18 protein-coding genes are annotated in these 18,655 nt (G+C 56.0%); 9 read left to right on the top strand and 9 right to left on the bottom strand.

The window, feature by feature from the left end; genetic code table 11:
• Nucleotides 1-3: 3 nt before the first annotated feature.
• Nucleotides 4-897 carry a DMT family transporter gene (locus HZB60_12555; protein MBI5060596.1) on the top strand — a complete coding sequence of 298 codons (894 nt, stop codon included), beginning with the start codon at nt 4-6 and terminating at the stop codon, nt 895-897.
• Between the two features lie 423 nt (nt 898-1,320).
• On the opposite strand, the gene HZB60_12550 is transcribed toward HZB60_12555, so the two are convergent.
• Genes HZB60_12550 through HZB60_12520 form a run of 7 tightly spaced genes read right to left on the bottom strand, consistent with a single transcriptional unit; the run spans nt 1,321 to nt 7,656 of the window.
• Complete coding sequence (locus HZB60_12550; GenBank protein MBI5060595.1) at nt 1,321-2,499, bottom strand: cation:proton antiporter; 1,179 nt, start codon at nt 2,497-2,499, stop codon at nt 1,321-1,323.
• 23 nt (nt 2,500-2,522) lie between these two features.
• Nucleotides 2,523-2,909, bottom strand: a complete 387-nt coding sequence (locus HZB60_12545; protein MBI5060594.1) for a hypothetical protein — start codon at nt 2,907-2,909, stop codon at nt 2,523-2,525.
• Nucleotides 2,910-2,946: 37 nt separating this feature from the next.
• The gene (locus HZB60_12540) at nt 2,947-4,404 is read right to left on the bottom strand and encodes a trehalose-6-phosphate synthase (GenBank protein MBI5060593.1); all 1,458 of its coding nucleotides are present in this window, start codon (nt 4,402-4,404) and stop codon (nt 2,947-2,949) included.
• A gap of 19 nt (nt 4,405-4,423) precedes the next feature.
• Nucleotides 4,424-5,221 carry a trehalose-phosphatase gene (gene otsB, locus HZB60_12535; protein ID MBI5060592.1) on the bottom strand — a complete coding sequence of 266 codons (798 nt, stop codon included), beginning with the start codon at nt 5,219-5,221 and terminating at the stop codon, nt 4,424-4,426.
• Nucleotides 5,218-6,462, bottom strand: coding sequence for a glycosyltransferase (locus HZB60_12530; GenBank protein ID MBI5060591.1), 1,245 nt, complete (start codon nt 6,460-6,462; stop codon nt 5,218-5,220). The genes otsB and HZB60_12530 overlap by 4 nt, the downstream gene beginning before the upstream one ends.
• Complete coding sequence (locus HZB60_12525) at nt 6,437-7,120, bottom strand: hypothetical protein (GenBank protein MBI5060590.1); 684 nt, start codon at nt 7,118-7,120, stop codon at nt 6,437-6,439. Before HZB60_12525 ends, HZB60_12530 begins: the two co-directional genes overlap by 26 nt.
• The gene (locus HZB60_12520; GenBank protein ID MBI5060589.1) at nt 7,117-7,656 is read right to left on the bottom strand and encodes a MarR family transcriptional regulator; all 540 of its coding nucleotides are present in this window, start codon (nt 7,654-7,656) and stop codon (nt 7,117-7,119) included. The genes HZB60_12525 and HZB60_12520 overlap by 4 nt, the downstream gene beginning before the upstream one ends.
• Before the next feature lie 300 nt (nt 7,657-7,956).
• Between HZB60_12520 and HZB60_12515 the strand changes: the two genes are divergently transcribed.
• From HZB60_12515 to HZB60_12505, 3 genes are read left to right on the top strand one after another with little or no spacing between them, the layout of a single operon-like run.
• The gene (locus tag HZB60_12515) at nt 7,957-8,265 is read left to right on the top strand and encodes a hypothetical protein (protein ID MBI5060588.1); all 309 of its coding nucleotides are present in this window, start codon (nt 7,957-7,959) and stop codon (nt 8,263-8,265) included.
• Nucleotides 8,266-8,272: 7 nt separating this feature from the next.
• Nucleotides 8,273-8,386 (top strand): hypothetical protein, encoded by a 114-nt coding sequence (locus HZB60_12510; protein ID MBI5060587.1) that lies wholly within the window; start codon nt 8,273-8,275, stop codon nt 8,384-8,386.
• Between the two features lie 4 nt (nt 8,387-8,390).
• Nucleotides 8,391-8,714, top strand: coding sequence for a hypothetical protein (locus tag HZB60_12505; GenBank protein MBI5060586.1), 324 nt, complete (start codon nt 8,391-8,393; stop codon nt 8,712-8,714).
• 602 nt (nt 8,715-9,316) lie between these two features.
• On the opposite strand, the gene HZB60_12500 is transcribed toward HZB60_12505, so the two are convergent.
• Complete coding sequence (locus HZB60_12500; GenBank protein ID MBI5060585.1) at nt 9,317-10,084, bottom strand: zf-HC2 domain-containing protein; 768 nt, start codon at nt 10,082-10,084, stop codon at nt 9,317-9,319.
• Nucleotides 10,081-10,635, bottom strand: coding sequence for an RNA polymerase sigma factor (locus HZB60_12495; protein ID MBI5060584.1), 555 nt, complete (start codon nt 10,633-10,635; stop codon nt 10,081-10,083). Before HZB60_12495 ends, HZB60_12500 begins: the two co-directional genes overlap by 4 nt.
• A gap of 200 nt (nt 10,636-10,835) precedes the next feature.
• Here HZB60_12495 and HZB60_12490 point away from each other — a divergent pair, with 200 nt between their 5' ends.
• The 5 genes from HZB60_12490 to HZB60_12470 all read left to right on the top strand — a co-directional run bounded on the left by HZB60_12490 (nt 10,836) and on the right by HZB60_12470 (nt 18,591).
• Nucleotides 10,836-14,063 carry an efflux RND transporter permease subunit gene (locus tag HZB60_12490; protein ID MBI5060583.1) on the top strand — a complete coding sequence of 1,076 codons (3,228 nt, stop codon included), beginning with the start codon at nt 10,836-10,838 and terminating at the stop codon, nt 14,061-14,063.
• Between the two features lie 21 nt (nt 14,064-14,084).
• Entirely contained in the window at nt 14,085-15,263 is a 1,179-nt protein-coding gene (locus HZB60_12485) for an efflux RND transporter periplasmic adaptor subunit (protein MBI5060582.1), read from the top strand.
• Nucleotides 15,260-16,639 carry a TolC family protein gene (locus HZB60_12480; protein ID MBI5060581.1) on the top strand — a complete coding sequence of 460 codons (1,380 nt, stop codon included), beginning with the start codon at nt 15,260-15,262 and terminating at the stop codon, nt 16,637-16,639. Before HZB60_12485 ends, HZB60_12480 begins: the two co-directional genes overlap by 4 nt.
• A 105-nt stretch (nt 16,640-16,744) precedes the next feature.
• Entirely contained in the window at nt 16,745-17,368 is a 624-nt protein-coding gene (locus HZB60_12475; protein ID MBI5060580.1) for a Crp/Fnr family transcriptional regulator, read from the top strand.
• 176 nt (nt 17,369-17,544) lie between these two features.
• A complete protein-coding gene (locus HZB60_12470; GenBank protein MBI5060579.1) occupies nt 17,545-18,591 on the top strand; it encodes a cytochrome P460 family protein in 1,047 nt (348 codons plus the stop codon).
• Nucleotides 18,592-18,655 lie beyond the last annotated feature (64 nt).

The following is an 18,655-nucleotide window of genomic DNA, read 5'->3' as shown; positions in this document are numbered from 1 at the left end:
CTGTTGGCCACGATTCCGCACTTCGGCGAGTTGCTTGCTTTGAGCACCGCATTGATTTGGGCGTTTGCCGTAATTCTGTTTAAGAAAAGCGGCGAGACGGTGCATCCGATCGCGCTCAATTTGTTCAAGAACGTGCTGGGCGCGGGGTTGCTTGTGCCGACGATTTGGCTGTTCGAAGGCTCGTTTATGACGGGCCTTTCTGTTTCGGAAGTCAACTTGCTGCTGATCAGCGGGGCGTTGGGAATCGGGATCGCGGACACGCTCTTCTTCATGAGTCTGAATCGACTCGGCGCGGCGCTCTCGTCAATTGTGGATTGTCTGTACAGTCCGCTGGTGATTGCAGCGGCGATGATTTGGCTGGGGGAGCGATTGAGGCTTTGGCAAGTCGTGGGCGTGGTGCTGATTATTTCGGCGGTGCTGGAGGCGACGCACACGAAGCAGGCGGATCATGCGGTGCGGCGGGGGTTGTGGTGGGGCGTGCTGTGGGGCGTGCTGGCGATGGCATTCATGGCGGTCGGGATCGTGATGGTGAAGCCGCTGCTGGAAACCAGTTCGCTGTTATGGGTGATGGAGATTCGACTGCTGGGCGGGATCGCGACGCTGCTCGTGATCCTGTTGTTCAATCGGGAACGGCTGGCGATTCTGCGGTCCTTACTTGTGCGAGGCGGTTGGGGATACATGGTGAGCGGCTCGTTTGTGGGCGCATATCTCGCGTTGTTCACGTGGCTTGCGGGAATGAAGTACACACAGGCCTCGCAAGCCTCGGCGCTGAATCAAACAAGTAACGTATTCGTGTTTGTATTCGCGGCGATCTTCCTGAAGGAGCGAATGACGAGGCAGCGGGTGATCGGGATCGGTCTGGCGGTGGTAGGGGTGTGGCTTGTGACGTTTCTGTGAGGGATGAAGGGTGAGGGATGAAGGATGGATAATAATCGATGAAGACGGAGATGGGGTGCAAAGTGCTTTTTGACCAAACAAGGCCTTACTTGCTGAAAACTTGAAACTTGTGCAGTGAAATCGAGGGGTCTGGTTGGCTGATGAAGCGGTCATCTCGGAGTATATCGGTTTAGGCTTAGCATAATATACGAAAATTTGGTCAAAAAGTCAATAGCTGTGCCTTAAAATGTACAATTGCTTGAGCACTTTGGTAGTTGGACTGGTGGCGGTGGTTGTTCCGGACGGGGCACATGGAGACACCACTGGTGTCTCACTGTTAGTTGTAAGCGTGGGTTGGACATAAAAATAGCTTGAGGACCTCAGGAGAAGCAAGATTCCGCGAACACGCGATCGATCATGTCGGTTCCGGTCGTGGCGATTCCTTTAACCGGCCTTCGCATCCTCGGTGATCTTTCCCGCCCGGTCCAGCTCGGGAGCAGGCAGCTTGAACACAAATGTCGGCAACACCGTGTTAATCAGCGCGTAGATGATGATCCCGCCGAATAACTCGTTGCTGAGCTCAAAGCGATCACGCAGAATCTCGGCGATCACAATGGAGAACACCAGGGTCGGGATGATCGCCACGCTGATGCGCAATCCGCGGCGCAGGTGCTCCCCGAGCGCGATGCGACGATGCAGCGCGGTCATCAACAATCTGAGTGGGACAATGGCGGCAAGACACAGCAGTCCAATGCCGGCTGCCCGAAGGCTGAGATCGGCTTGCTGGATGTGCAAACCGGCCTTGAAGAAGTAGACCGGGATGAACACCGAGGCGAACACTTCTACCGCGTGCAACATGTTGTCCGACACGAGCGAGGGCAACCGCAACCGGAACCGTTGCGCCACGACTCCCACAATGAACGCCCCCACCAGGTAATAGACGCCGAGTTCACGGGTGACGTACGCGCTGACCAGGGCGACCATCAACAGGAAGGCAAATTCCGACTTGGGCGCGTATCGCACGACGGTCTTCGCAAATAGCCAAAAGACCACCGGGACGATTACGATCAGCGCGACCAGCGCGAGAATCGACAGGCTGAATTGTCGAACACTGAACGACTGCAACACGACGAAGAACACGCCCAGGGCAACCAATTCCGCGCCTAATGCAAGCGATCGGATCCAGAACCTTTCCTGCTGAGTGGTCGCAAACGAACTCAGCGATTCGAGAATGAACCCGGTCGAAGGTGTAAGCAAAGCCAGAGCAACCAGAATTGCCGTGCGGAAATCGAGGGCCGTGGCCAGCGTCACAATCGTCGCCACCACGAGCAAGCCGGCGAGCATCAGGACAACATGTTGCAGCAGGATGCGACGTTCCGCCTTCATTTCCTGGAAGTCCACGTCCAATCCCGCGAAGAGAAACAGTGAGATTATGCCGAGCGACGCCAGCATTTCGACGGTGGCATCGGCGCTAAACATGTGGAGGCCCATTCCGGCACCCAGCCCGAGCAGCACGCACGTAATCGGGGTGGGCACCCGAAATCGCTTCAGAAATTGCGGGACGACAAACAACGAGAAGAGCAAGACGACGTACTGCAATTCAGGTGTGAGGGCAAATGTCACGTGGTGCCTATACCGTGAGGTGATTATCCATGCCGTGGTGACCGGTGTTCGCGCTCGCGATGTTCGCCCAGCGCACGGTTATCTTCGCCCGCTTCGGCCGCGGCCAGCGTGACGGTCACTATGACCACGGCGATCAACGCTCGTCCGAGGTGCGAAGCGGCAGGCAACTCGAAGTCGGCCGTCAACAGACCCAGGTAGAGCCCCGCCAGCGCTCCCCAGACCGTCACGAAGCCCTTCAGACCGTCGAGCATAATCTCGTCCCCGCTCCACGCTGATCGCAGTGCGAACGTGTGTAAGCGTTTGAGCACGATCCGCTCAATCGCATAACCCAATACGCATCCCGCCGCCCCGGCTGCCAGAATGACGACCACGCTGTGAATCCAACTCGGGCTGGAGAAATTAAGTGTCATGATGGATGGTAACGTGCCTGAGTGCGGGGTGCCTGAACTAATCGATCGCCCGGGCAGCGTGGGTGACGCTGTCCCGCGCCGCTGTGGCCCTCAGCTCGGCCAGAAAATCATCCGCCCACTTGAAGACGTTATCTCGGCGTACCAGTCGCCTTAGGTTCTGCATGCGTCGAACGCGATCCGCCGTAGCCATCTCAAACGCGTGATGAATCGCCGCTGCCGTCATCTTCTTGTCGAACGGATTGACAATCACGGCCTCGGTCGAAAGCTGGGCTGCCGCTCCCGCGAATTCACTCAGAATCAACACGCCGGTGCCGGCAGCGTTAGCCACACAGTACTCCTTTGCCACGAGGTTCATCCCGTCCTTAAGCGGGGTGATTAGCGCAATGTCCGCGGAGTGAAAGTAAGCGAGGAGTTCGGTCTCGCAGAGCGTCCGATACATGTATTGGATCGGAATCCAGCCCGGCTGGGTGAAGCGACCGTTGATCTCTCCAATCAATCGTTCGATGTCCTCCTTCAGCGCCTGATACCGCAATACGTCAGTGCGGCTGGGAACGATCACTTGGAGCAAAGTAATCCGCCGGCGGAGCTCGGGATAGGCGGTGAGCACCTCGGCGAACGCTTTGAGCCGGCGGGGAATTCCCTTTGTGTAATCGAGACGGTCAATGCCCAACACCAGTTGTTGGTCGCCGAGGTGATGTCGGATCACAGCAGCCTGTTGGACGACATCATCATCCCGTGATCGCTTCGCGAATCGGTCATAGTCAATGCTGATGGGAAACGCGCCCACGATCACATTTCGCTGCAGGATGTTCAACCGAATCCGGCGCCCCGCTTTGTGCACCTTCGCGGCGGGAATCAAGGTCTGAACACAGCGCACGAAGTTGCGAACATCGTGATCGGTTTGAAAGCCAATCAGGTCAAAGCGAAGGAGGCCGGCCAGCAGCTCGGCCCGCCAGGGAATCTTGCTGAAGCCGTCGACGGAGGGAAACGGAATATGCAGGAAGAATCCGACTCGGTGCGGAATCTCCAGTTCGCGCAATTTGGCGCCGACCAGCAGCAGTTGATAATCGTGTACCCATACGACGTCGTCGGGCTGAATCTGCGCCGCCACGGCCGCAGCGAATTTGGCGTTCACGGACTCATAGGCCGGCCAGTAGTCCGGATCGAAATTGCAGAGCCAGATGAAGTCATGAAACAGCGGCCACAACACTTCGTTCGAGAAGCCGTTGTAATAGAGATTAACCTCCGTCGGCGTCAAATCAATGCTGTGCAGGTCGTATCCCGCATCCACCCCGTGCTGCCGGACCACCTCGCGGACCTCGCCGTCTCCCTCGCAGCCCGGCCAGCCAAACCAGACACTGGGGTGGCGACGGATCACGGGGCGCAGGGCCGTCACCAGCCCTCCCGCACCTCGCTCGACGTTGACCCGACCTGAGCCATCCCGGTTCACCACCACAGGTAATCGATTGGATACGATAAATAGACGATGGGTCATCGAGTTCACGGGAACCTCCTTATCTGCCGGCCGGAGTCGTTGGACACCACATACGCAAGAAGTCCTGCACCGCTTCGCAGTTAGCCAAGCGCCCCGCCGCAGCGGTTCGCAAACCGTAGCCGCCGACCCTGAGGCCTAATCCCCGCCCCTTCAGCGCTTCGAACGCATCTTCATCCGTGTCGTCATCCCCGATGTACACGACGAAGCTGTCATTCGGCTCGGTTTTCAGCAGTTCGAGCAATGCAGTTCCTTTGTTGAAGCCCGGTGCTCGAAGCTCGATGCCACCGTTGAACTCGCGTAGCTCCAATCCATATTCGAGGGCGATCGGTAGCCACAGGCCTTTGATGGTCTCTTCCCCAACGGACTGCTCCAGCGCACCTCGTGAGTGAAAGGCGAGACTGGCGACCTTGCGCTCGAGCTTGGGTCGATAGGTCGTGTCCTGAGCGCGCAGATACGCCGCCTCAAGTCCGTCCGACTGCGGCGACTCTGGCAGCCGCCTCACTATCCCTCCGCCTGCCCTGCGTAACTCCCAACCGTGCGCCCCGGCCATTTCGATTTCCAATGGACCCAGCAGCTTCAGTAGTTCTGAGATGGGGCGTCCGGACAGCACAGCCACGCGGGTTGAAGCGTCGCGGGCAATGGTGGTCACGAGCTGCTCCGTCCCCGGCAAGGGTCGGGCTTTCATCCGCTCGATCTTGAACGGAGCCAGCGTTCCATCATAGTCCAACCCCAGAAAGCGACGCGGAGCCCGTCGCACTCGATCCCAGAAGCCGGGAATCCCTTCGACGGGCTGCGCGGGTGGCTTCACGAGAATCATGATGCCAACTCGATTTGTCCGGGGACATTGTTCATGACCGCAACCATGATGGTCAGGTATTCACGCAAATGGCGCGTCAACAAAAAATTGTGGCGGACGAACTCGTGCGCTTTCAGCCCCATCTCTCTCAGTCGATCACGGTTGTCCAACAGGTAACGAAGTCGTAAGGCGACTCCTTCGGGCGTGCTGACCAGAAATCCCGTATGATGGTCAATCACCTGCAACCGGATTCCGCCGGCGTCTCCACCCAACACTGGTTTATGTTTCCACATTGACTCCGTTACTGTGAGTCCGAATCCTTCCTTGAGCGACTTCTGAACTGCGACATCCGCCAGGCGCTGCAGCGCGTTGATCGTGCGGTGTGCGTCAGGGGGCAGCAGGATGACGTGAATGTCCGGATCGTCACCGGCCGCCGCCCGAACCTCCGACAGTACGGTCTCGCCCTCGGGGTCGTCGGTTGCACCGCCCCCGGCCAAGACGAGTTGTAGGCCGGGAACCTGGTGTTTCGCGAGTCGATAGGCTTGCACCACCCCGAGTGGATCTTTGAATCGATCGAATCGTGAGATCTGGACAATTAGCGGGCGGCTGCGATCGATGTCATAGCGATTGGCGGTCGCATTGATTTCGGCGTTATCCAAGACCGTATTCTTCTCGCTCAGGGGATCGATGCTGGGCGCGATCAGAAACTGCGGATGACCAAGGGGTTGGGCGAAAGTCGCCAGCGACCAGATGCTTGCATCATAGGCCTCGACAAACTGGCGCAAGTACTTCCAGATCGTGCGCTGCGGCCTGCTGACATCGATGTGGCAGCGCCACACCCACTTGCCTTTCCGAGCTGCAAAGCTCTTCAAGAGCGGTGCCGGCTGGGGATCGTGGATGAAAACGATGTCGGCGGACTCCAGCGTGGCTCGCAGCCGTTCGGCATTCTCCTGGTTCACCTGCTCGAATGCGCGCAATTGCCGCACCGATGGTTCCACGGAGTTGCCTTGCAGCCCGTTGTGGAACTGCTTGGTGCAGGCATAGAACTCGCTGTTGCCGTGCACAACCTCCCACTTGGCATCAATCCCCAGCTCATTCATGAGTGGCACCAAACGCTCGAGGATTTCGGCCACTCCGCCGCCTTGCCGCGTACTGTTCACGTGCACCATGTGCAGCCCTCGCAGCGGGGCGGCCAGTTGCCGCAAGTGCGCTACGGACTCCTCTCCGGCAACCGCGCTATACTGGTCGAGTTTGGCGACCATCGATTCCTCCGGCGAAATAGTCTCGACATGAGTTTGTCAGGCGATCACGCAGCTCCGCCAGCGTGCAGAAGTAGGGCTCCACATCCGCGAGGGCTTGGATCAAACCGTCGTAGCCGGGCCAATACGTTGTCAACCAAGTCCGGAAATCGTCCATCCTGACGAACGGCCGGCGGCGGGCATCGATAAAATGGAAGAACACGCTTCCCAGAGTCAGCCGCGGCATCGCGCTCGCGAATTCCTCCGGTGACGCGATCCGAATCGTGGAATCGAAAATGACCGTTTGGGCAAGCACAAATGAGAACGGGTATTGTGCCTGCACCCACGAGACACGATCATCGCTGGCCAGCCGCTGTTCGATAATATCGACAACGTCGCGCCTGAGCTCTTCCAGATCGGGATAGTCCGTGGGATCAAGAACCGCAAGCTGTTCTGAAAGCACAGGATCGTGCAGCCCATGGCGGACCCACGACGCGAGATCGTTTTGGTATTCCGGTTCGTCGAATCGCGGCTGCAGGCGGGTACCCCAGAAATGATGATAAACGCTGGCGATGGGTACCGACTGCAGATGCGTGGCGAATTCTCGCAGACTGCGGGCGTGTTTGCCGGTGGACAAGGCAATGAGTGAGCAGTCCTTGACGCGAAAAGGCTCCGTGTTCATCGGTGGCTCTGCTGGGGAGTGGGCTTTCCTGCCGTCGAGGCGGACGGGGCCTGGCTTTCGTCTCCGAGCGGCGCAATCGAGAGCAGCGGTGCGGGTTGTTCAGGCGCGCCGATCATCTTCGCGACACGTTGCAGCGACGCGAGAATCTGGTTTTGCTCCCAGCGGTCGAGTCCGGTGAACTCCTTGATAAATTGCTCGTGGAGCAATGCCGGCGAGTGCTCGATCGTCCGCTCGCCCTCTTCGGTCAAGCTAATGAAGACTTCGCGTCGGTCGTCCGCATTGATCGATCTCACCACGAGGCCTTTTCGCTCCAGGCGGTCAATAATCGCCGTGACCGTCGCGTGACTGAGGTGAACACGGCGGGCGACGTCGCTGATGGGACGCCTTCCCGCAGTCTTTACGGCCTTCAAGACGATGATTTGTGGGCCGGAAAGCCCGTAGTCCCGCAGCAGCTGTCTGTAGTGCAACTCCAGTGCGCGTGAGATTCCGCGCAGCGCGCTAACGACCTGATCGCAAATGGCTTCATCCGCCGTCATTTCTGGTTCCTCGGGTTGATGCGAATAATATAATGTGCACGAAGTAAAAAGTCAACCGTAGGAAATGTCCATTTTCATTATTCTATTAATAATAATAAGTTATCGTTTGTCAGTATATGATAAAGCCAGAATTATAATAATGTCGCCATTATAATATTGCAATTTAGACAATACTGCTGACCCCACTGTAGGTAGCACGCCTCGCGAACGCCCGATGAACTGACCATAGGGTGCGGAGCCTTGAATGTAGCACATACGCCCACGGCATCATTCCGCGGGCGTTGTTGGTCCGGCTGCAATGTGACACTACGGTTCTCGATTGCCGCGCCGGCGGCGGTGCGGGCGCTGGAGCAACAGGTGGCGGATCTGCAGCGGCTGGTGGGAAAGAAGGAAGAGCAGATTGAGTTCTTAATAGAACGGCCCGCCGGCAGGAACCATAGAGCGTCGCCCAAGCCATTGCGTCCAAACGCGGGAGTCTCACCGCGCAAGAAGGATGTGCGCTGTTGGATCGGCCGCGCAGCGCCTGCTACTACCGGTCGTCCACGGCGGACGATGGCCCTGAAGGAGCGACGGCCCCCCCCCCCCGCCGGAGCTGATCCATCACCGTGATCGCGGCATGCAGCATGCTTGCCGTGACTACACCGATCGGCTGCAGCAGCACGGGATCACGATCAGCATGAGCCGGAAAGGCAATCCCTACGACAATGCCGTTGCTGAACAGCTTCATTAAGACCTTGAAGGAAGAAGAAGTCTATCTGTCCGACTACCGTACGCCGGAAAAGGCACGAGGGCAAATCCAGTGCTTTATCGAACTCGACTACAACCAGGAGCCGTTACCCTCGGCGCTCAGCTACCGTCCGCCCGTCGAATCCGGACTTCAATACAACCAAGCCGCCCCCGCCGCCCAGACTACTCGGATCCCGTGGCTAAAAATGGGAGTAGCCCAGTCTATAGAGACAAATCGTAGACAAAATCCTTGTCACCAGTTCTCAAAATATAGACTTGCATCGGTTCATCCGATCAACATGCAGGCAAACAACAAGCCCGTAAGTCATTGACCTACGGGCTTTTAGCTGGTGCACCCACCAGGACTTGAACCTGGAACCCACTGATTAAGAGTCAGCAGCGCATGGTTGATATTATTGATCTTAAAAACCGAAAAAGACGAATTTGGGACAGTCCCGATTCAAAGGCGATGGGGAGCGATCTGTGGTTCGTCGGCAAGACGTCACAATCGGCAGACAATTGCAATCTGCCGGGATTATTAGCGAATCAGTTGGCATACCGGTTCTGCAACCGAAGGGGATGTCCACATTGGGCAGCCCCTGGTTCATGTGCGGCTATTCTGCCAGGAATTGGCAAAACAGCATGGCTACTCGTTGGGTGCGGCATGACTCGGCCCGCAGTGCTGTTCGGACTTCCAGATGTGGGGCAACCTGACTCCTTCACTGCACAGTACCCACTTAGTGGAACCTTCCTTACGTCGGCAACGTACGCACGTTTTCAAGTGCTCTTGAAACGCCATTCACATTTTGGGGCGAGCAATAGGGCTTCCCAATGGACATCTCTTGCGCTGGAGATTAGCAGCGAAGTCAGCGGTTGTGCTCCGGATGTTCCGAAACCGGGAATGAGTATCCGGACTCTTGTCATCTAGCGTGTATTAGTTGACGCAGATGCTCTCAAGCAACTGTTCGAGACTTTCAGGATTAGTGTCGCCCACTGCACACACCAACTGATCACCGACGGGACGACCGCATACCGCGAGACCGCTGGCCGTGCCTTTCCAGAATGCCCCTTCACGTATCAGTGAACTGCGGGGAAAGCGATGCAGCTCAGAGGTGGGGAGGACGAACACAGAAACCGGTTCACTCTCCTGATGAAATACGAGCAGCGCGGTGGGCACGTGATTCAGGTAGCAAGTCCTTCCTCCCACCAAGCGACACCGTTCATCGGGCGCCGAACACTGATCAATTCGGACTCCCAGTTGTGACTCAAAGAAGCGGCTGACTTCCGCAAACTCGCTGCTCTGCAGAGATAGATCCATCTCGCCTCTGACGTATTCGTGATAGTCTGCCGTGATCAAGTCCAGAAGGCTCGATGCCCGCATGAATTTCTGGTACAGCAACCCGCCTACAGCCAGAACTGCAACAGCCGCTGCCAGCAAGAATTGCCTCCGAATGCTGGTGCTGCGCGAAGGTAACCGTTGCGAGGGTAGAGACTCAAGAGCGCGATGCCATACGGCATCATCGGTTGGTTGAGGTTTGAGAAGGCTCTTTCGAAGAGCTGCACGAAACCTCTCCTCGGCCATGAGACGATTGCGGCACGGAGCACACGAGTCCAGATGATCGGAAATCGCGCGCATCTGTTCGGGACTCACGTTAGAATCGAAGTAATCCTCGACATGAGAATAGACTGTTTCACAGTTCATAACGTTCCTCCGCCTTCCCGATCTCGCGTCGCCAGTTGAACGCGCACTTTGCGCTTGGCTCGGGAAAAGAATCCCATTACACTTCCTTGTGGCATAGACAATACCGATGCCGTGTCCGCGATACTCAATCCGGCCACAATTCGCAGAAGCAGCACGGATCGCTCGCTTAGCGTGAGGCTCTTGACAGCAGCAGAAACATCGTCGCTGAAATGCAAGCTGAGGTCGGGGGCATCACTTAGCCAATCTTCCTGCCGAGTCGCGTCGCGCAGTTCCGCCTCAATATTCAGTTCTTCGATCGGCTCGGGAACGAGCAACAATTTCTCCCGAGTGAACTTTCGGTTGACGTTGAACACGACAAAAGACGCGATCTGGAATATCCAGGCGCGAAAATCCGTTCCCTGCTCAAAGCTGTCATACTTCTCGAATGCCGTCAGCAGGATTTCCTGCAGAACATCTTCAAGCAATGCAGATTTCCACAGACTGTGACGGCAGAAGGCCAGCAGCTGCGGTCGAATCGGATCCAATTGTGCAATGAAGTGGCGCTCGCTCAAGTTTGGCTTTCGGACCCTTTATTGTTAGGACAGGGCTCTGTCACCCTTAATATAATGTATTGAGCAACAAGAAATCATACTCGACTGAATTCCCTCTCAATGTCAACGTAACATAATAAAATACAAAATAGTATGATTTCATCGCGCGTTTAACATTAACTGACTGTCACCCACTCAATGTTTCTGCTAAGGACGATCTCTTGGTTAAATTCGCTCTCCGAAACCCATACATCGTTTTCGTAGCTGCTCTGGCCATTGTGGTTATAGGTATGACCTCTTATACGAAGATCCCGGCGGATCTCTTGCCGATTTTCAAGACTCCAGCAGTTCAGATTGTCACTTTCTATCCGGGCATGCCCCCCGAAATCATGGAACGCGATATCATGAGCCGGATTGAGAGGTGGACAGGGCAGTCGGTGGGAATCGAGCACCAGGAGGGCAGGTCCATGCTCGGCGTTTCGGTGGTCAAGGACTTTTTTCGCGAAGGCATCAGCCTCGAAACAGCAATGAGTCAGGTGACCTCCTATGCGATGAGCGATCTCTACTACCTTCCGCCGGGTACGGTTCCGCCAATGGTCATGCCGTTTGATCCCACCGCCTCGCTTCCGCTCTGCCTGGTCAGCGTCTCATCACCGGGGATGAATGAGAAGGAACTGTATGATGTCGCATACTTTGAGCTGAGAAACCGTCTGCAGTCCATTCAGGGCGTGATTGCCCCGGCTGTTTATGGTGGCCAGCTGCGGCGCATTCTCTCTTACGTGGATCGGGAAAAGCTGGAGGCACGCGAACTTTCGCCGATGGATGTAGTGCGCGCACTGCAGAAACAGAATGTTTTTATTCCGGCGGGCAACATGAAGATCGGCGATCTGGACTATCAGATATTCGCCAATTCGATGGTTCCCGAAGTGGAAATGCTCAATGACATTCCCATCGCGATCCGGGACGGCGCACCGATCCTGCTTAGGGATGTAGCCCGGGCGCAGGATGCCTCTCAGATTCAAAGCAACGTCGTGCGCATCAACGAAAAGCGGCAAGTCTATATTCCCATCTACCGGCAGCCCGGAGCCAACACGATTGAAATTGTCAATTCGATACGCGGCAGTCTGGAACAGACGCTCGCACGGCTACGCGAGTTCAATCCCAAGGCAAAGGATCTCTCGCTTGACGTCGTCCTCGATCAGTCAGTTTATGTGCGTAACTCGGTGAATAGCCTCCAGACAGAAGCACTGCTTGGTGCGTTACTGGCGGCTGGAGTGGTTTTCCTGTTCCTGCGTCGCTTCGGCATTACGCTGATCGCGTCTCTCTCAATACCGGTGTCGCTTTTGGCCGCCGTCATAGGACTATTCTATACAGGGGACACGCTGAATGCCATGACCTTGGGCGGACTCGCGCTGATCGTCGGCATCGTTGTTGACCAATCCATCGTCGTCATCGAGAACATTATGCGGCGGATGAATGATGGGGAGGACCTCCACCATGCCGCGTTACATGGCACAACGGAGGTTGCCCGGCCTGTGCTGATCTCGACACTCACGTTTATTACGGTCTTCTATCCCGTCGTGTTCCTGACCGGCATGGCGAAGTTCTTGTTCGCGCCGCTGGCCATCGCCGCTGTGTTTGCGATCATTGGTTCCTATCTGGTGGCAATTACATTGATTCCTGTGCTTTGTGTGCGATTCCTAAAGCTTCAGTCGGCGCATGATCACAAGGAGTTCAAGCTTGCCCGGCGCTACGCTGAGACCGTAAAACATATTCTTAGCCGAAGGCGCGCCGTTTTTGTGACGGTAATCGCACTAGGTGTCATTACCCTTGTGCTCGGGAGTTCTCTTGGTCGCGAGCTTTATCCTCCGGTGGACGCGAAGCAGTTCCAGATGCTCGTGCGGCTGCCGTCGGGAACGCGCATCGAACACACTGAGGAAACGGTGCGTGCGGTGGAGCGAGCAGTCATAGAGTTGCTCGGTGAGCCCGATCCCGCATACCCGAAGGAGGAAAAGCGTCCGGAGTCAAACTTGCGCATCCTCATCTCGAATATCGGTGTGCTGATGGACTGGCCCGCAGCCTACACGCCGAATGTCGGCCCGATGGACGCTTTCGTGCTGGTTCAACTCAAAGGGAAACGTGGCTATCCATCCACCTTTGACTACGTAAGCAGGTTGCGTCAGTCACTGCGTGAGAAATTTCCTGATGTCGAGTTCTCTTTTGATACCGGCGGGATGCTTACGGCAGCCATGAACCTCGGCGAGCCTGCACCGATTCATCTGCAGGTTTCGGGCAGTAATTTACACACGAATTTCAACATTGCAAAGTTGATCAAGCAAGAGATAGAGCAAGTGGACGGCGCGACCGATGTCCGCATCGCTCAGCGGCTTGATTATCCTGTGCTGGACGTGGATATTGATCGTTTGAAGTCCGCATATGCAGGTATCAACGTGGAAGACGTGATTAAGAACCTGGTGACCGCGACCAACTCCAGCGTCGGATTTAATCCTGCTTTCTGGATTGACGAGCGCAACGGCAATCACTACTTCATCGGTGCTCAATATGCTGAGGCAGACCTGACATCGGTAGAGACCTTGCTCAATATCCCCGTAACCAGCCCCGGCGGGCGAGAAGCCGTGCCACTGGGAAATCTTGTTAAAATCGAACGCTCGACAGGTCCTGCGGTCATCAATCACATGAACATCACGCGCGTTATCGACGTGTATGCTGCTGTTAGACCCGGTTATGACATCGGCTCGGTGGTAGCAAAGATCGAGCAGCGGCTCGCGCGCTCCGACGCGATCAAGCCGGCAGAGAAAGAGTCGGCGCGCGGTGTGTATTATGCCGTGGAAGGCGGCGAGTTTGCCGGGCTGGGATATAGTTATACGATGACGGGCGAAATGCACACCATGCGAGATGCATTCGGTCAGTTCGCGACGGGGCTGTTGATCGCCGCGCTGCTTGTGTATCTGGTCATGGTCGTGCAGTTTCGCTCTTTCGTAGATCCGTTCATTGTTCTCTTGACCATTCCGCTGGGACTCATTGGAGTGGTCCTGTTCCTCTTCGCAACCGGAACGGCGCTGAGCATCATGTCCTTCATGGGAATCATCATGATGGTGGGAATCGTTGTCGCGTATAGTGTCTTGCTTGTGGATTTCGCCAATCGCCGAATGGAACAGGGTGCATCAGTGGAAGACGCCATCACGGACGCTGCGAGGGTGAGAATCCGTCCTATTCTGATGACCGCGATGGCTGCAACTCTTGCCCTCACGCCAATGGCAATTGGCGGGGCCGGCGGCGAGGCTAACGCTCCGCTTGCACGCGCGATCATTGGCGGCGTTCTGGGCGCCACGGCGCTTACTCTCTTTGTCACACCAGCGCTATATGCGGAATTCAAACGCAGCAGGAAAACAACCGCGACTGCATCTCAGGAATCAGCTACGGCTTAGCTCACCTCAGCGTATACCAACATGAAAAAATACTGGCCAACCCTTAGCATTCTGCTGATCCTCATCCTGGCCGTGACGTCATGGCGACTTTGGAAGCAGAACCAAGCCTTAGAGCATTTCAATCCGTCCTCCGTCGGCTCGCACGCGGTGGCGGAGGTATCTATTGCTCAATGCATCGTGGGTGAGAACGATCGCCCCATAACGCTGACCGGCACCATCGAGCCCTACGAGCAGGCCGTTCTTTATGCGCGCGTGACGGGCTATATCAGCGATGTGAGCGTGGACATCGGCGATGAAGTCGCAGAAAGCCAAGTTCTCGCCGTTATCTCCGTTCCCGATCTTGACTCGAAGCTCAAGAGTTCCGAAGCAGAAGTTGTCGCGGCTACCGCGCGAATCGAGAAGACACGGGCCGACTCAACGCTTTTGGGACTTATGGCCGGGCGTGTATCCAATCTACTGAAATCCTCACCCGGTGCCGTGTCCGATCAGCAACTCGCGGAAACACTGCAGAAGTACGATCAATCCGTAGCTCAATTGCATGTTGCTGAAGCTGAACTACAGGTCGCCCAGTCCCGACGCGATGAGCTGCAATCATTCGCGCATTATTCTACGATTCATGCTCCGTTCCGTGGCACAGTAACGCGCCGCATGGTGGACGTTGGAAATCTTGTCACCAGCGGCTCCATGCAGTCGCCGATTGTCGAGATTATGCGCAGCGACTTCCTGCGGCTCAAGATGGAAATTCCGGATTATGCTGCCCCGAGAGTGAACGTCGGTCAAAGTATTTCGTTCTACTTAAGCTCGGCTGAGGGAAGGATGTACGAAGCAAGTATCACTCGTATCGCCGGGGCGCTTTCCTCTTCGACGCGCACGATGCGAGCGGAAAGCGACCTCAGCAACACAGCGCGCGAATATCGGCCGGGGATGTTCTGCACGGTATTCCTTGTGCTTCAGGGATCAGAAGATGACATCCGCATTCCCTCACGGGCTCTGAGGAAAGAAAAGAAGGAGCTATTTGTTCTGACTGCCGAAAACGGGAGAGCCAGCAAGGTTCCGGTAGAACTGGTCTATGACGATGGCAAGGAGTGCACGGTGAAGTGTCAGCTTTCCTCGGCGACGCCGGTGATCATTAGCGGTCCCGTTACGCTCGCAGCTGGAGATTCCGTGCGAGTAGCTTCCAGCGGAGGTTCGGCTTCGTGATGAATCTGATCAGACGCTTTCCCGTTGTTGCTACGGTTCTTGTGCTTTCCTCGCGTGCAATCGCCCAGGATGCAGGGGTGATGAATGTGCGCTTACGCCTCGATTCCACGATCTTTGCTGACCACAGTGCCCCCCAGAGACTTGTTACGATCGATGAGATCCTGGAGCGGGCGGACGCAGTCAATCCGCAACTGCTCATGCAGCGCGCGCAAACAGACGTGGCTCGCGCCCAGAGCTACCAGTCGAGCCTTGACTTATTTCCTGAGTCCTCGCTGGGCGTCCTGCAGAAGACAGTGGACGGCACCGCCCAGGGTACGGGCGGCGACTTGGTTGATGTGGACTACCGATCCTATCAGAATTCAGTGTGGTTTGGATATCGCCTGAACGTCGCATCTCAGATCTTCAGCGCCCTTTCCGCACGAGATCTTCTGCTTGAACAGAGGATGAATTTGGTGACAATTCGCCAGCAGGCTTTGGCAATTGCCGTTCACCGTTACGACAACCTGATGGTTGCGGCGGTCGGACTAAGCGCTGCAAACCGCTCGCTGCGGGACCACTTGCAGGTCCTTGACATCACGGAGGAGCGCAAAGCCCTCGGTTTAAGCAGTGATTTAGATGTGGCAAAAGCGCGGTCGCGTGTCGGCTCCTTGCGACGGTCTGCCGCCGAAGCACACCAACTCTACACAACGTCGAGTACGAGTTTGGCGGTGTGGGTTGACATTCCACCGGAAGAACTCGTTTTACCCGGCAGTCCGGAAATGTATCCCATCGTGAATTGGGCTGATACTTCAGACTCGGAATTCGAGTTATCCAACCATCCCCGCGTGGTCGCAGCGCGCCATGCCAAGAACGCAGCCGGGCAAGGTCGGAACGCTGCCATCGCTGATCTCCTATTGCCTGAGGTCGATGCACGTATCATAAGCACTGACCTTGGAATTGTCCGCGACAGCTTGACATCTCGGCATGACGCTATTGTTCTGCTGAACTGGACGGTCTCTGCAGGAGACTTGGCGAAGATCCGCGGCACACAGGCCAAGGCTCGCAGGGAAAAACTGGCGTGGAAACTGACACAGCAGGAGATGGTTGGTGCGTATGTGTCTGCACGTTTCGGGTTTCTGGATTCTGAGGAGCGTCTCACGGGTGCGAAAGATGCGCACGATGCTGCAATTGCAGCTCAGGCAGCCGCGCTTGCCGCTTATGAAAATGGCCTGATTTCCATCATCGACGTATTTGACGCGGAAGATCAGTTGGCACAAGCATCTCTCGATTTAGCCCTCGCGATTGCCGATGCGGACAGCAGGTGGATAGACCTCCGACTGGCACAAGGCAACTTGACCAAGGAGGCCATCATTGAAAAAGTCGCTGAAAATCACTAACTTGAGGAAGTTTTCAGCGCACTCGACAGGAGATTCGAAATGGGACATGAGCCTCTCTGGTACCTCAAGAACTTCAACATCTTCAATGGAATGTCTGAGGCAGACATGGAATCAGTTGAGACCATGGTTCAGACCGATCATGTACATCGAGCCGATCCTGTTTATCTTCAAGGCGAACCGACTCATTGGATCTACTTTCTGAAGGAGGGGCTTATCAAGTTGTCCTTCATCACAGAAGACGGGAAAACAGCGACGGTAGCCCTGATGAAGCCCGGCGAAATCTTCGGCGAGCTTGATCTTGTGGATCGAGCAGACGCACAGACTCAAGCCGTCGCCTTGGAAGACAGCTACCTGTGCCGGATCTCGCGTGAGTCGTTTATGGAGATGGTCAAGTCACGCCAAGACATGATGTTATCGGTCAACAAACTCTTGGGATTACGGATGCGTCGCGTGGAAGCTGCGATTCGTGACTTGTTGTTTCTTGACGTCCCGTCCCGGATCGCGAAACTCCTTTTTGGACTCGCAGAGTCTGATGGACAAAAGGTCCCGAATGGCACACGAATCAGAATCCGCCTAACGCACCAGGAGATCGGACATCTGATTGGTGCCACAAGGGAAATGGTGACGACTGTCCTGGGCAGATTCGAGAATGACAGCCTGGTGATCCAAGATCGCCGCCGCCTCATTTTACCCGAACCCGAGCGCTTGAGAAAGGTCTTCGAAAAATAGGTGACCGGGTTGACTGGCTGCTGCTATGACTCCCGCCGAAGCAATTCGGCGGGCTTTGTTTTATGGAGCGGCGATCCCTCAATCTCCAGCATTTGTAAACCAGTTCACTGAATAAGGCGGGCGTAATCCTTAAGTTCTGGGCAACTAACAAACCAATCTTCCGCAAGAGGACTCAGATGAATCACTGCATTTTTGACTGTTGTTCACCAAAACGCACCAATGGACTCTGGATACTGGCGGTCGCATGGTTGATCGCTGGACTGATCTTATTCCTTAGCGGATGCTCTGACGACGATAAAGGCACTCAGCCCGTGCCTGACAATGGCTACGAGGCGCAGGTTCAGGATCTTCAGGCATACGTGCAATGGTCGAGGGCAGATTACACGACTTTTCCCACGAACAGTGCATCACTCGGAGAAGCGCACGAAGGCAATACTCCGGAGCGCGTCAGAGAGGTCTGGGCGAGTCAGAATCTCAGCATCAGCGATTCGACTTATCCCCGCGAGACAATCATCGTCAAGGAAACTCACGGATGGACAGATAGCGGCGACAAGATCTGGCCCGCCATGGGTGGCGTTCTCGCAATGGTCAAACGTGGCGGTGAGTTTAACCCGTCAGGCGGCGGGTGGGAGTACTTCATCCTGAGTAATGATGCCTCGCAAATCATGGAGCGAGGTACTAATGTGATGAACGGCATGTGCATGGCCTGCCACAATGCGGCGTCGTTTGCCGGGGGCAAGGACTACGTGTTTGCGCATCCTTCTGCAACCAATGTGATACCCGACGGTGAGGAATGGGACTTCATTGCCAATCGCGAGACGTGGGATCGAGTGGACAGCACATTTGGACCGGATCCTTTTCTCTCTGGTATGCATGGACAAACAGAAGATTTCAGTCGAGAGATCTATCGCTGGCAGCCCGCTGCACGCGCCGTGAATGGGCAGTTTCCTGTCGGCACCCTCCTGCTGAAGGTCGCATCCACAATTGACAGCACAGGCCATCGCAACTACCCGATGATGGGCAGCGTCACCGGCATGGTGAAGCGCGGAGCAGGCTTTGATTCAGCCAATGGGAACTGGGAATGGTTCATGTTCTCCCACGGAGATTCGAGTGTCGTGCGCGGAAACGGAACGATGATGAATATGTGCGTGGCCTGCCACTCGGCAGCTAATTCGGGAGCCGGAGCCGACTTTGTATTCCGTCACCCGCATCTTGGGAACTGAACGCAGGTATCAGTGTGACGCAAGTGCGTAAGCACCGATTTCCTGTCGGCGTGAGGCGCAAATT

Source organism: candidate division KSB1 bacterium, from assembly GCA_016214895.1.
Lineage (GTDB): Bacteria > Electryoneota > RPQS01 > RPQS01 > RPQS01 > JACRMR01.
This window is presented reverse-complemented; position numbering and strand designations above follow the sequence as displayed.

Excerpts from the sequence above, each read along its gene's own strand:
- HZB60_12545 (MBI5060594.1), bottom strand. The coding sequence starts at position 2,909 with ATGACACTTAATTTCTCCAGCCCGAGTTGGATTCACAGCGTGGTCGTC.
- HZB60_12540 (MBI5060593.1), bottom strand. The coding sequence starts at position 4,404 with ATGACCCATCGTCTATTTATCGTATCCAATCGATTACCTGTGGTGGTG.
- otsB (MBI5060592.1), bottom strand. The coding sequence starts at position 5,221 with ATGATTCTCGTGAAGCCACCCGCGCAGCCCGTCGAAGGGATTCCCGGC.
- HZB60_12530 (MBI5060591.1), bottom strand. The coding sequence starts at position 6,462 with ATGGTCGCCAAACTCGACCAGTATAGCGCGGTTGCCGGAGAGGAGTCC.
- HZB60_12525 (MBI5060590.1), bottom strand. The coding sequence starts at position 7,120 with ATGAACACGGAGCCTTTTCGCGTCAAGGACTGCTCACTCATTGCCTTG.
- HZB60_12520 (MBI5060589.1), bottom strand. The coding sequence starts at position 7,656 with ATGACGGCGGATGAAGCCATTTGCGATCAGGTCGTTAGCGCGCTGCGC.
- HZB60_12510 (MBI5060587.1), top strand. The coding sequence starts at position 8,273 with ATGCAGCATGCTTGCCGTGACTACACCGATCGGCTGCAGCAGCACGGG.
- HZB60_12500 (MBI5060585.1), bottom strand. The coding sequence starts at position 10,084 with ATGAACTGTGAAACAGTCTATTCTCATGTCGAGGATTACTTCGATTCT.
- HZB60_12485 (MBI5060582.1), top strand. The coding sequence starts at position 14,085 with ATGAAAAAATACTGGCCAACCCTTAGCATTCTGCTGATCCTCATCCTG.
- HZB60_12475 (MBI5060580.1), top strand. The coding sequence starts at position 16,745 with ATGGAATCAGTTGAGACCATGGTTCAGACCGATCATGTACATCGAGCC.
- HZB60_12470 (MBI5060579.1), top strand. The coding sequence starts at position 17,545 with ATGAATCACTGCATTTTTGACTGTTGTTCACCAAAACGCACCAATGGA.